The sequence below is a fragment of the Dyadobacter subterraneus genome (assembly GCF_015221875.1).
Taxonomy (GTDB): domain Bacteria; phylum Bacteroidota; class Bacteroidia; order Cytophagales; family Spirosomataceae; genus Dyadobacter; species Dyadobacter subterraneus.
Genome location: NZ_JACYGY010000001.1, coordinates 3,320,379 through 3,334,023 on the forward strand (window position 1 = coordinate 3,320,379; position 13,645 = coordinate 3,334,023).

At 40.5% G+C, this 13,645-nt stretch carries 8 protein-coding genes; 6 read left to right on the forward strand and 2 right to left on the reverse strand.

The window, feature by feature from the left end:
• The first annotated feature begins 71 nt into the window (after window positions 1-71).
• From IEE83_RS13630 to IEE83_RS13650, 5 genes are all read left to right on the forward strand, one after another.
• Window positions 72-1,154 carry a FecR family protein gene (locus IEE83_RS13630; RefSeq protein WP_194121100.1) on the forward strand — a complete coding sequence of 361 codons (1,083 nt, stop codon included), beginning with the start codon at window positions 72-74 and terminating at the stop codon, window positions 1,152-1,154.
• Window positions 1,155-1,407: 253 nt separating this feature from the next.
• Window positions 1,408-4,824, forward strand: coding sequence for a SusC/RagA family TonB-linked outer membrane protein (locus tag IEE83_RS13635; protein ID WP_194121101.1), 3,417 nt, complete (start codon window positions 1,408-1,410; stop codon window positions 4,822-4,824).
• An 18-nt stretch (window positions 4,825-4,842) separates the two neighbouring features.
• Window positions 4,843-6,387 (forward strand): SusD/RagB family nutrient-binding outer membrane lipoprotein, encoded by a 1,545-nt coding sequence (locus IEE83_RS13640; RefSeq protein ID WP_194121102.1) that lies wholly within the window; start codon window positions 4,843-4,845, stop codon window positions 6,385-6,387.
• Window positions 6,388-6,468: 81 nt separating this feature from the next.
• Window positions 6,469-7,401, forward strand: coding sequence for an RraA family protein (locus tag IEE83_RS13645; RefSeq protein WP_194121103.1), 933 nt, complete (start codon window positions 6,469-6,471; stop codon window positions 7,399-7,401).
• 71 nt (window positions 7,402-7,472) lie between these two features.
• Window positions 7,473-8,957 (forward strand): mandelate racemase/muconate lactonizing enzyme family protein, encoded by a 1,485-nt coding sequence (locus IEE83_RS13650; RefSeq protein WP_194121104.1) that lies wholly within the window; start codon window positions 7,473-7,475, stop codon window positions 8,955-8,957.
• 199 nt (window positions 8,958-9,156) lie between these two features.
• Here the strand turns inward: IEE83_RS13650 and IEE83_RS13655 are convergent, their stop codons facing one another.
• The gene (locus IEE83_RS13655) at window positions 9,157-9,525 is read right to left on the reverse strand and encodes a VOC family protein (RefSeq protein WP_194121105.1); all 369 of its coding nucleotides are present in this window, start codon (window positions 9,523-9,525) and stop codon (window positions 9,157-9,159) included.
• A gap of 180 nt (window positions 9,526-9,705) precedes the next feature.
• Between IEE83_RS13655 and IEE83_RS13660 the strand changes: the two genes are divergently transcribed.
• Window positions 9,706-12,939 (forward strand): cyclic nucleotide-binding domain-containing protein, encoded by a 3,234-nt coding sequence (locus IEE83_RS13660; protein ID WP_194121106.1) that lies wholly within the window; start codon window positions 9,706-9,708, stop codon window positions 12,937-12,939.
• Between the two features lie 111 nt (window positions 12,940-13,050).
• Here the strand turns inward: IEE83_RS13660 and IEE83_RS13665 are convergent, their stop codons facing one another.
• Complete coding sequence (locus IEE83_RS13665; protein ID WP_194121107.1) at window positions 13,051-13,635, reverse strand: HD domain-containing protein; 585 nt, start codon at window positions 13,633-13,635, stop codon at window positions 13,051-13,053.
• Window positions 13,636-13,645 lie beyond the last annotated feature (10 nt).

Consider the following 13,645-nt stretch of genomic DNA (forward strand, 5'->3'; position numbering starts at 1 on the left):
TGAAATGTGAATTTTAACTTGCACTATTCAAACACCCCTAAACCTAATAATAATTTCTATTGCTAAACTCTATGATCAATTACCGTAATTATTCTGTTGAAGAATTCGCTACTGACGAAAAATTTCGTCAATGGGTTCTTGATCCTTCCGGCGAGGTAATCCATTTCTGGGAAACCTGGCTGCTGCATAATCCGGATAGGCACAATACGGTTAATCAGGCCACAGAACTGGTTTTGGGCATTCATGAGAAATATAAAGACGATTTAAGCGAGGAAAGTATTCAGGCAGAAATTAATGCGCTGGTTGAATTGGCTGAGCTTAGTAAAAAGAAAAAACGTTTTGCCTTCTTAAACAATCCATTTTGGCGCGCCGCTGCAATGGTCGCTTTGATTTCAGGACTTGGCTATTTTTATTACTATAATCATTTAATACAAAGACCGGAAAAGGTTTCTTACACAGACATGCTTGTGAAGAGAAATCTTACAAATAAAGAAATGACCATTCTGTTAAACGACGGAAGTGTGGCAACGTTGAAAAAAGGCAGCTCCCTGAAATATCCGGCTAAATTCTCCGGAGATACCAGAGAAGTATTTCTAACCGGTGAAGCTTTTTTTGATGTTACAAAAAATCCGACCCAACCTTTTCTGGTATATGCCAACGAGACAGTTACCAAAGTGTTGGGTACCAGTTTCCGGGTAAAAGCACCAGAGGGTGAAAACACGGTCATGGTTTTTGTAAAGACCGGTAAAGTATCAGTTTATCCAAAAAAGGAATATGAGACTTTATCAAATCAAACTGATCATGAAGTTTCCGGAGTAATTCTGCAACCAAACCAGCAGGTGGCGTTTTATAAAAAAGAAAACCGCCTGGAAAAAGGAATAGTTGAAAATCCAGATCTGTTATCTGAATCAGCCCTAAATCAGGAATTAATTTTTGATGATCAGCCGGTTTCCGATGTGTTACGGACTCTTGAAAAAATGTATGGAATTGCCATCATGTTTGACGAGGAAAGTTTATCGCAATGTCCGATCAGCACCACTTTTAAAGAAGAAAATCTTAAACAAAGGATGAATGCAATTTGTCAGGCTATCGGAGCGACTTACGAGGTTGTAGATGGCCAGATTATTCTGAATAGTAAAGGTTGCAGTCATTAAAAACGCTTTGACCCGGTACATGTAACTAACCAAACCAATTGAGAGTGCCTATGAATTAAATCAACCTCCCATACATTTAAAGAGCCAGCGATGATTGCGCCATCACTGACTCTATGCGTCCCCAACGCTTGCAGGCACCATCCGGTTAAAGATGTAAGGGGAACTTTTTGTCCAAATTTTTTCACGAATCCAGAACAAAACAATCAAAACTATGAAAAAAAACCGACAATCGATTCGGCTACTATGTAGTGTTATGAAAATATCATTTTTCCAATTAATGTTGGCTTATATCTTCTCGACTATCGCCTCTGCCACAGTGGTTGACGCTCAGGAAATATTGAATCAGAAGGTAACAATCGATGTAAATAACCAGGATATGAAAAGTGTCCTGACCAAACTAAATAAACTAACGCAAATACGTTTTACTTACAGTTCCGCAGTTATCAATACCCAAAGAAAAGTTACCCTGAAAGCTGTTGAAAAACCGTTGTCAGATGTTCTGGACGATCTATTACGTCCGATGAACCTGGGATATAAACTTGATGGAAAACAGGTAATTCTGGTTAAAGGTGCTAACCAGCCCAGCAGTTTCGTTAATGAGATGTCTTCGGGAGCTTCTTCATCGATTGACAGAAATATCACTGGAAAGGTAATTGACGAAAAGGGTGAACCTCTGCCGGGCGTAAGTGTGGTTGTAAAATCGACCAAAACAGGTACTGCGACCAATACAGAAGGAACCTATCAGCTAAGTATTCCGGATGACAATGCAGTTTTGATTTTTTCCTATGTTGGTTATACGCCGCAGGAAGTTACAGTTGGCAACCGTTCCAATGTAGACGTTTCATTGGTACCAGATGTTAGAAATCTGGAAATGGTAGTTGTAACGGCTTTGGGTATCAAACGCGATGCTAAAAAACTGGGTTACTCCACAGCAACCGTAAATACTGAGGAGTTGCAAACAAACCGTACGACAAACCTTGGTAATAGTTTACAAGGAAAAGTTGCTGGTTTAAACGTTTCGCCACCAGCCAGTGGACCGGGTGGCTCTACTAAAATCCGTATTCGCGGTCAGTCTTCTTTTGGCGGAAACAACTCACCTTTAATTATTGTAAATGGTGTTCCGATCAATAACACAAGCGTTTCAGCGGGTGGGTCTGCCGGTAATGGTACTGGTAACCCAACGGGCGGATCTTCGGATGCAGGTGATGGTTTGCAAAGTATTAATCAGGATGATATCGAATCGATGACCGTTCTGAAAGGTGCCGCAGCTGCTGCACTTTACGGTTTCCGCGCAAAGGATGGTGCAATTATTATCACAACAAAATCCGGTACAAAAACGGCAGGTATTGGTGTTGAAATCAACTCCAACTTTCAGGCTCAGCAGGCTTTGGATTACACGAATTTTCAATATGATTACGGTCAGGGTGAATTTGGAAAAAGACCAACCACAACTGCTGAAGCGCAAAGTTCTGGTGTGTTTTCTTTTGGAGAAAAAATGGATGGCAAGCCTACGCCTCAGTTTGATGGTTCTACCCAACCCTATTCTGCAAATAAAAACCGTATTAAAGATTTTTATCGCACTGGAACAAGTTTTACCAATTCTGTGGCACTTTCAGGAGGAAATGAAAAAGGAAATTTCCGCTTGTCATTTGCCAATACGGACGCAAACGCGATCGTACCAAATTCTGACTACCATAAGAAAATTTTCAACCTGGGTTTGAATTATAAATTCACGCCAAAACTTTCGGCTCAGCTCAACGCGAACTATTCGAACGAATACAACCATAATCCTCCGCAAATCGGTCTTCAGGATATGAACGCCAATACCACAATTTATACTCTGGCGACAAGTATTGCAGTTCCATGGCTTAAACAACGCAAAGATGCGAACGGAAATGAAGCACCGCTTTCCCGTTTTACCAACAGAAATAATCCATACTGGGTTGCTTATGACCGTTTCGAAAATGTAAGGCGCGACCGTATTTTTGGAAATACATCAGTACGATATGAATTTACAAAATGGTTATATGCGCAGGCACGTATCGGTCAGGATTACTACACAAGACCATACAATTATAACCGCCCGACAGGAACACGCTCTATTGGTGCAGTAACAACCGGATTTAACGGATATTACTATCAGGACGTTTCTACTTTCCGTGAAAGGAATATGGACTTCTTACTTGGTGGAAATCATACTTTTGGTGATTTTGGAATAGATGTGACTTTGGGAGGAAACCAGCTTCTTCAAGTAAGCGACAATATGTCGACTGCTGTAACGAACTTCTATATTCGTGATTTGTACACGATCGGAAACGGACAAATCAAGAGCCCCAATTACAGTTACAGCAAAAAGAAAGTTAACTCCATCTACGGAGCTGCGGAATTCTCTTACAAAAACTTTCTTTATATCAACGTAACAGGAAGAAACGACTGGTTCTCAACATTGAATCCTGAATCCAACAGTTATCTGTATCCTTCTGTAAGTGGAAGTTTTGTTTTCAGTCAGGCATTTAATCAGCTTCCATCATGGTTGAATTATGGAAAACTTCGCGCTGCTTATGCAGAAGTGGGTGGTGATACTGATCCCTATTCGAACAATTTATATTATGCACTGAATGCCAATCCGTTCAACGGAGTTGCTTTGGGAAATATTTCCAGCAACGTCAGTCCTAATGCAAATCTTCGTCCACTGAAAGTAAAAGAATTTGAAATGGGTCTTGAATTCAAAACTTTCGATAGCCGGTTGAATCTTGACATGTCGGTTTATAAAAAGAACACGGTTGATGAAATTCTGAACGTGGATGTTTCAAATACTTCCGGTTTCTCTGGTACCAAAGTGAATATTGGTAAACTTCAAAACAAAGGTGTTGAATTCTTACTTACTATCGTGCCGGTAAAAACAGAAAACCTGATCTGGGAAACCAGCTTTAACGGAAGTTACAACATCAGTAAGGTAATAGAACTGGCACAAAATCAGCTTCGTTTTGATGTTGGAACGGGTGAATTCTTCGGAATTGTTTCTCATGAAGTAGGAAAACCGCTGGCTTCATTAAGAGGATTTGACTACAAACGCGATGCACAGGGAAGAATCCTGACTGCCGGTGGTTTGCCTCAGCAAGGAAACCTTACAACATTCGGAAGTGCTATTCCAAAATGGGTTGGCGCCTGGCTTAACACATTCAATGTGAAAGGTTTTCGCATTACCACACAGGTTGATTTCAAAGCCGGATACAAGATTATGTCTAACTCAAACCTGAACTTCTTACGTGAAGGTTTGTCAAAACCATCTCTTGTTGGTCGTGAAGGCGGTGTTGTTTTTGATGGTGTAAATGCAGACGGCACGCCTAATACTACGAAAGTTGAAGCAGAACAATTCTACACGGCTTACCGCAGTACCAACATTGCAACGCCTTTCATGTACAACGGAAGTTTTGTTAGATGGAGAACGCTTTCAATCGGGTACGATCTTTCCCGTTATGTCAACAAATCGTTCATCAAAGGCCTGAGCATTTCGGCCATGGTAAACAACGTCTGGATGATCAAGAAATATATTGACAACCTTGATCCTGAGGCTCAGGTTTCTTCATCAGATAATCTTCAGGGAATTGAAACCCACACGCTTCCAACAACAAGAAGCTACGGATTGAACCTGAACATCAAGCTATAACTTTTATAAAAGACCGACATGAAAAAAATCCATATATACCTTACAGTGGTGAGCTTGTTGTTTGGTGCCAGCGCATGCGACAGCGGCTTTGAAGATGTAAATAAAAATCCGGTACTGGCCACAACGACCGATCCGGCATATCTTTTCTCCAACGCCCAGTTTAGTTCTGCTGTCCCAACTTTTAACTATCAGAGCGAAATTGTCCAGCAGATTAATACGCCGTATACTGGTGTATTGGAGGGCGGAAATCATAACATCGTTTATGATCCGAATACAAACGCCCTTTTCAATTCCATGTACATCGGAACAAATACGGGAAGCGGACCGGTGAATTTGCTGAAAACGATTATGACACTGACGCAGGATAATCCACTGAGAGCCAACATTTATCAAATGGCAAGAATTTGGAAAGCGTATGTGTTCATGGTTTTGGTGGATACCTATGGCGATGTTCCCTATTTCGATTCTGCAAAAGGTTATACTGATGGAATCAACCTTCCAAAATACGATGATCAGAAATTGATCTATGACGATATTTTGAAGGAACTGGATGAAGCGACCAAAGCGCTTGACGCTACGAAAAGTATCGAAACCGGCGATTTGTTTTACAAAGGAAATATTGCGCAATGGAAAAAACTTGGTAATTCACTCTTGCTTCGTGCTGCCATGCGTCTGATTAAAGTAGATGAAGCCAAAGCAAAATCCTATATCACAAAAGCGGTTGATCCTGCCAATGGTGGTGTGATGGCTGCTAACACGGATAATGCTTACATCGCTTTCAATACTACTTTTAATAATCCGAATGCCAACTTTTTCCAGGGAACGGAAAGAGCCAACGTTTATCTTGGAAAACCGTTTATTGATTATTTGAAAACAACTTCCGATCCCCGCATCAGAGTTATTTCGGTAAAATATGCCGTTCCTGCCAACCCTTTGGCAACTGCCGGAGCGGAAAATACAGAACCAGCAGATCAGAACGGAATGCCTTATGGTTATAATGAATCAACGATTGCGACTGCACCAGGATTTCCTGGAAAAACTGGTTCTGCATTCAATTATTCACAAATAAACCGACGGACACTAGGTAAAATTGATGCGCCTGAATTCTTTATTACATACTCTCAAACGCAGCTGCTTTTGGCAGAGGCGGCGAGCAGAGGATATATTTCTGGCGACGCCAAAACTTACTATGAAGCAGGTGTGAAAGCGCATATGAATCAGATGGCACAATTTGATGTTTCGGCTGCTATTCCGGCAGCAAGCCAGGATGCTTATCTGGTTGCTAATCCATACAATGCCGCCGATGCACTAAACCAGATCAATACACAATATTGGGTTTCGTCATTCCTGAACGGATCAGAAGCCTGGGCCAATTTCCGCAGAAGCGGTTTCCCTGCACTTACCAAAAATCCATATCCGGGAGCTGATCCTTCGGTGAAAGATTTTATCCGCAGACTGGTTTATCCGGTTCGTGAAAAATCTGTAAATACGGTTAATTATAATGAGGCGATCGCCCGTCAGGGAGCTGACGAATTGGGTACCCACGTTTTTTGGGATAAATAATTTTTCAATAATACATACAGGCGGTGCAATAAGCCGCCTGTATGTACAATCAAATAAACCTTACATAAACCTGCCTAACCTATGTTAAAAAAAACAATGCTGTTGCCGGCGCTATTATTTGTTTCCTTTTTAAGTAATGCCCAACCCATTTCTCCCACCGTCGACCAGATTAAAGCCTTAACAGCAAACTGGAAAGGCGAACGTTCAGCAGATGGCCGCCCGAAAGTCTCGGATGCAATTCTGGCACGTTTGAAAAACATTTCGATTGAAGAGGCCTGGGGTGTGTTGCGGAATAAAGGGTATCAAAATCAATATGAAGGTGACTGGCAATTAATTCATCCCGACAGCTCTATGACTGGTCGTGTGGTGACTGCACAGTACGTACCCCTCCGTCCTGATTTTCAGGATTACATCAAGGAAACCGGAAAAAAGGAAGGCCGTAATCCTGCCGGCGGAACAAATTCCTGGCCTATTGATGTGCTCACAAACGGCGACGTGTACGTGGCCGACGGATATGGAAAAATCGCTGACGGAACTTTGATAGGTGACAATCTTGGAAATTCAATTTATGCAAAATCAAAAAGAGGAACCATATTTTACGGCTCTGTTCGTGATGTAGAAGGACTTAGCGAAATCAAAGGATATAACGCCTGGATAAAAGGTTCTGATCCATCTTATATCCAGCAAATGATGCTGTCAGGTATCAACGTTCCTATCCGAATTGGTCGCGCGATCGTACTGCCAGGCGACGTGGTTCTGGCAAAAAAATACGGTACCATTTTCATCCCGGCACATCTGGTTGAAGAACTGGTTTTGACTTCAGAAGTAACGGCGCTTCGTGATGAATTCGGTCACCAAAGGCTAAGAGAAGGCAAATATACACCTGGTGAAATCGATACCAAATGGACTGATGCGATTTCAAAAGATTTCTTGAAATGGGTCAATTCATATCCGGGACGTCTTCCGATGAGCAAAAAAGAACTTGATGATTATCTGAAAGAACGCAATTATTAAAATAGCTATCGGCTTTCGGCAGTCGGCTTTCGGCCTTAAAAACATTAATATTTCCTAAATATCTTAAAATTATGAAGAGTATCTTAAAGCAGATCATTGCATCTAATAAAGAAGTTGAAAAAGCTGAAAAGCTTGCCGTTCAAACGGAAATAAGTAATCCGGCAACAAAGGACAGTCGCCGTAACTTTTTAAGAAAATCAGCCGTAGGCGGTATTGCGCTGGGCAGTTTTATGTCCATGTCTATTGAAGATACAGTTGCACAGGCAACTTCAAAAGTGAACCGGGCTTCCAAACCATCTGAATTGAAAATCACTGATATCCGCTATTGTGTGATTCAAAATGTTGGCCGTACGCCTATTATCCGGATAGATACAAACCAGGGGATTTATGGTTTGGGAGAAGTTCGTGACGGCGCCGATGAACGTTATGCGTTAATGTTGAAAAGCAGACTCTTAGGAGAAAATCCATGTAATGTGGAAATGCTTTTCAAAACCATCAAACAATTCGGTATGCACGGTCGCCAGGCTGGTGGTGTTTGTGGCGTAGAAATGGCACTTTGGGATCTCTGCGGAAAAGCTTACAACGTTCCTTGCTGGCAATTACTAGGCGGTCGTTACCGCGACAAAGTGAGACTATATGCCGATACACCTGAATTTGAAAGTTTGGATGAATTCAAACAAAAAATAAAATTCCGTACCGAAACACAAGGTTATACCTGGCTGAAAATGGATATTTCAATCGGTATGCTGAAAGGAAAAGAAGGTTCGGTTGTGAATAATAAAGTGTGGGGAGGCGGATTTTCTCAATGGTCCGGCGATTACAATTCTTATGCGAATACAAAACATCCTTTTACTGCTATTCAGATCACACCAAAAGGTCTGGATGAAATGGCAAAAGTGGTTGAAGATGTCCGCAGTATTGTGGGTTATGAAATGCCGATTTCCTCAGATCACTACGGTCACTTTGACTTGAATAACGCTATCCGTTTGGGAAAAGCTTTGGACAAATACAGATTGGCATGGCTGGAAGATATGGTTCCGTGGCAATACACTGATCAATGGAAACAAATTTCAGAAGCACTTGATACACCGACACTTACCGGTGAAGATATTTTCCTAAAAGAAGGTTTCCAGCCATTGATTGAAGCACGCGCCATCGACATTATTCACCCGGATCTTGCCTCATCAGGCGGACTTTTGGAAACAAAAAGAATCGGCGATTATGCTGAGGATCATGGTATTGCAATGGCGATGCACTTTGCAGGATCGCCTGTAAGTTTTATGGCAAACGTGCACTGTGCAGCTGCTACTCAAAACTTCCTGGCTCTTGAACATCACTCAGTGGATGTGCCTTGGTGGGAAAGCATTGTCAAAACAACTGATGGCAGAAAACTAATTGAAAAAGGCTACGCAAATGTTCCTTTGGAAGCACCAGGATTAGGAATTGAACTGGTAGATGAAGAAGTTAAAAAACATCTTACACCAAAAGACAAATCCTACTTCGCTCCTACCGACCAGTGGAACGACAAACGTTCGCATGATCGTTTGTGGAGCTAAAATTTTAATGGTTAATGGTTAATGGTTAATGGTTAATGGTTAATGGTTAATGGTTAATGGTTAATGGTTAATGGTTAATGGTTGTCAAGACGAAAAATGCCGGTTGAGTTCCCTCATCCGGCATTTTTCGTTAACAAAAAAAGAATTTTATTGTTACCAATGCTCTTCGAGCGACTAGCTAAACGCTAACAGCCAATAGCTACTCCACGTATTGCAGAAATTCAATTCTATTTTCAAATGGATCGCGGAAAGAGAATCTGTTTCTTCCTGGAATTGGAGTCAGATCTTTTACCTGAATTCCGTGACTTTCTAATAGTTGTCTTGCCTCTTCCAGATTATCAACTTCAAAAGCAGGGTGCCTTTCTGAAAAATTACTTGCCTGATCTTTCATCAGATGCAACTGAATGTTTCCCATTTGATACCAGATTGCTCCTCTCAAATGCGGTCTCTCCGGATCAATGATTTCTTCAAGACCTAAAACTTCTTCATAAAATCTTCTCGCTTCGTTTTCTTTTCCTTCCGGGAAACAAAGCATCACATGATCAATCTGCTTGAAACTAATCTTCATAACTGGGTAATTTTTAATTCAGTTCTTCATCCTGGCATTGAAAAAAAGGTCAGGATTTTTATAAATGTGAGCGTCCGTATTTTCAAATTTCTGCAAAAATCACGACTTCCTGAATAGTTTCTGTTTTTAAAAGGCAGAATAAGTGTTTATTTTACATGAGTGACTAGCTTTTCAACAAATATGATATCAGCCATTACAAAAAGTAGATTTTTTAGTACAATAAACCCACAGACGCTTCTCTTCTTTTTTCATAACTTTTTTATCAACGTCGGAACAACGCTTGTTTACGTTTCGTCCAATATATTATTGCTTGAAAATCATCCTGAATCTTCTTTACCCCTTGCCTATATCGCGGCCGCACTTGCGGTAATGGTTGCCGGACAAATTTATGAACATTACGAACATCATCTGGTGCTCGAAAAGCTGAGTCTGGGTACCATGTTGTCTTCACTTTTCATGGTTTTGGTGGTGATGATTTTGCTTTGGGCCGGTCATGGAATGGCTACGGCAATTGCCATTATGGTTGGATACCGAATTATTTATCTGCTTATCAATCTGGAATTCTGGGGATTATCTGCTATCGTTTTTGATGTGCGCCAAAGTAAAAGATTGTTTAGTGTGATCGGTTCGGGGGATATGCCGGCAAAAGCTTTGGGCGCGGTTCTGGCTGTTATTATTCATTCGCCTTCTGTATTGATGATACTTTTAGGTGTTTCACTAGTCTGTTTTGCCATTGCTTTTTATACTCAAAAATTGACTTTTAAATACACGGACATCCCAAATCCGCATCACGCCAGACCAAGACAATCAGGCTTATCGCAATCAAAATTTGTACAGAAATATTTTAGCGGAAACAGACTTCTAACTGCATTATGTCTGGGTACAATCGCCATTGCCGCTGCTGCCACCTGGATCGAATATCACTTTTTTGTCAATGTAAAATATAAATTTCACAGTCAGCACGACACGATTATTTTTATTGGCTCGCTTTTAACGGCTACATATGTAATTTCAACTTTTGTCAAATTATTATTTTCAGGAAAAATCGTTGAACGGTTTGGTGTAAAACTTACCCTTTATCTTTTACCGCTGACTACCGTTTTTACATCTCTTGGACTAATCGTTTCATCTTATTTTCGAACCGACGAGCCATCTCTTCTGGTCTATTATTGCATTGCCTATTTGTTGTTTGAACTCGTACGCCGTACCCTTTTTGATCCGGTTTTTCTGGTATTTTTTCAGCCACTTTCAACAAAAAACCGTCTGAAAGGACACACGCTTGCCAAAGGTTTTTATGAGCCATTAGGTATGCTGATCGCTGGAATTTTGCTATGGGTGATTTATACCATGAAGTGGTCGAATATTGGTTTGACTTTTGATTTGTCGTTATTTTTCTCCCTGGCTGCTCTTCTGATTTTCAGAAAAGCTTACGGGGAGTATGTATTGGAATTGAAAAGCGCTATCAGCAAACGATTCCTGAAAAGCGGAGAAATGGCTTCTCCTGGTGAGGCTTTGCCTATTATCAGGGAAAATCTTAAAAGCGAAAAGAAAGAAGAAGTTATTAACGCTATCGCCTGGCTGGTTAAAAATAAACCAAATTCATTTTCAAAAAATGCAGATTTTCTATTAAAAAACCCTTCTGAACTTGTGCGTTTGAAGACATTGGAGGCGCTTGTGCAAACTGGAAAATACCAGCCAACAGAGTCGTTTTACGATTATATCGAAAATGAAACTGATACGCCTTCGCAAACTTTGGCAGTACAAATTGCCGCTGCATCCGAATCATTAACAAGTGAAAAACTCGAACATTATTTATCTCACAACGACCTTGATATTGTAAGAGGTGCGGTAATGGGAGCGCGCCAATCCGGAAAATCTCCAACACTTTTGCGTCAGACGATTAATGATCTTTTTCTTTCACCAGATGAAAACGCCAGACTTACCGCGCTTGATTGTGTTGAAAATGTTGATATAGAACCTTACCGACTTCAAATTAAAAATGCCCTTAAACAGGATAATTTACGCATTCAGAAAAGAGCGATTGAAGTTATCGGTACCAGTGGCGACAAAGCCATGGTGCATGATATTCAGCCATTTCTTACAGGATCATTGTCTAAAACGACAAGTTATGCCTTGGTAAAATCCGGCGAAACCGGTACAATGATATTGCTTGAATGGCTCAACCGGACCAATTCCCAGAAAGATCTGCTATCCTTTTTGAAAGCAGCAGAGAAGCAACCGAATCCGGCAATTCTTCCGATTTTATTTAATTTGCTGACAAGAATTTATCAAAGTAAAAATAAATCCGAAGCGGGTTCACCGTTGACGTTGCGTGTTCACACAGCCGCCTTGCGGACGTTAACACATTATGTTTTTAGTGAGGAATACAAAGTTCCGCTGAATGAATTTTTGGAAGTTGAGTTAAGTCATGCCTACCAGATACTGAGCGCAACCGAAGACGGGACAGAAAACCAGATCTGGCAATCGTCGTTACAATATGAATTACAGCAAACCAATCAGCGTTTGTTCCATCTATTCATGCTCTTGTACGACAAAGACAGCGTTCAAAATGCCTGGAAAGGTATAAAACATGCTTCTCAGGAAAAACGGGCAAATTCTCTGGAAATGATAGAAAGCTTGCTTCCAAGGGAATTGTATCCTTCATTAAGAGCGCTGTTCGAAGATATTCCGCTTAACAGAAAACTGGAAGCGTTAAGACAATATTTAAACTTACAGGACAAACCTTTGCCTTTTATTTCTTACGTTTTGACACAAAAGGAAAGATATTTCACCTCCTGGACTATTGCGCTTGCCATTGAAAAATGGTCACCGCAAAATACTGAAATTGTAAAGCTGGATGATTTTGCCCATCATCCTGTGCGTTTGCTGCGTGAAGCAGTACAAAGAGCCTATCTGAAATTCCCGAATTATTCATTCAGTACCACAGCATTAAATACTATGAAGCACGCAGAAAACACACAACAGATTTCTGAAATGGAAAGAGTGATCGTATTAAAAAATACGAAGCTTTTTTCTCAAACACCTGAAAACGTTCTTAGCTCCATCGCACCGATTATGAAGGAAGTAATGTATCAGGAAGGCCAGGAAATTTTTGCAAAAGGTGATCCGGGTGATAGTATGTTCATCATTTATTCTGGTGAAATCGGGATTTACGACGGACCAAAACAACTGGCTCTTTTTGACAAAGGTGAAATATTTGGTGAACTTGCCTTGCTTGATACTGAGCCAAGATCCGCCTCTACTGTTGCAGAGTCTGATGTTTTATTGTTCCGTGTAGACCAGGAAGATTTCTTCGAACTTATGGAAGAACGTGATGAGATTTTGAGAAATGTACTGAGGATTCTTTGTCAGCGTATTCGTGTCCAAAATGAAAAAATGAGGGCTACGGTTTAGATAGGAAGTGTGTATCGGTCATGCCAATGTCTTTTAACTTACGTTTACTTACACAAAACCCCGGGTTGAAACCCGGGGCTGCAATGTCGATCATGCCTATGGCATTTTGATTTATAACCTAATTGATTCCAGTAAGCTATTGAGATGTTTTTGTTTTTTAATTTCTCTCTTTTTTATCGAAGATTCAGTATAATATTGATGCGCTCCGATAAATTTGACCTGAATATTATTCCATGTATTTTCATCAGAAACTAAATTTCGAACAAATAATTCCTGAAATAGAGTGGCTGCAATAGGTTCAAAATCATCACGACCTAAATAATCCAGATCTGCATCGCATAGTATTTTTTCTAAATGAGTTTTAGGATTTTGAGGAATTTTTGTTGCCATGATCAGAGCGCAAATAATTTCTATCTGCTCATCGGTATATCGAAACAAGGGAAGCGAAGATCTTACAATCCGGCATCCTTCCTCTTCGTGATTTTTATAGGTATTGATAAATCCGCTGTCATGAAAAAGCGCTGCCGTTTTTAATAATTCCAGCGATTCTTCATCTTCAATTCCTTCTTCTTTTGCTAAAATTAAAGCAGCATCGATAACATCAAGTGTATGATGTAGACCATGATAAAATAATGTTTCTGAGAGCTCCTTTCCGAGTAAATCCAGAATATAATTTTCCGATGCGGCAACGTTCATATTTATGTAA

Bases quoted from the DNA above. Each gene is read 5' to 3' on its own strand.
- IEE83_RS13630 (WP_194121100.1), top strand. From the start codon at position 72: ATGATCAATTACCGTAATTATTCTGTTGAAGAATTCGCTACTGACGAA.
- IEE83_RS13635 (WP_194121101.1), top strand. From the start codon at position 1,408: ATGAAAATATCATTTTTCCAATTAATGTTGGCTTATATCTTCTCGACT.
- IEE83_RS13640 (WP_194121102.1), top strand. From the start codon at position 4,843: ATGAAAAAAATCCATATATACCTTACAGTGGTGAGCTTGTTGTTTGGT.
- IEE83_RS13645 (WP_194121103.1), top strand. From the start codon at position 6,469: ATGTTAAAAAAAACAATGCTGTTGCCGGCGCTATTATTTGTTTCCTTT.
- IEE83_RS13650 (WP_194121104.1), top strand. From the start codon at position 7,473: ATGAAGAGTATCTTAAAGCAGATCATTGCATCTAATAAAGAAGTTGAA.
- IEE83_RS13655 (WP_194121105.1), bottom strand. From the start codon at position 9,525: ATGAAGATTAGTTTCAAGCAGATTGATCATGTGATGCTTTGTTTCCCG.
- IEE83_RS13660 (WP_194121106.1), top strand. From the start codon at position 9,706: ATGATATCAGCCATTACAAAAAGTAGATTTTTTAGTACAATAAACCCA.
- IEE83_RS13665 (WP_194121107.1), bottom strand. From the start codon at position 13,635: ATGAACGTTGCCGCATCGGAAAATTATATTCTGGATTTACTCGGAAAG.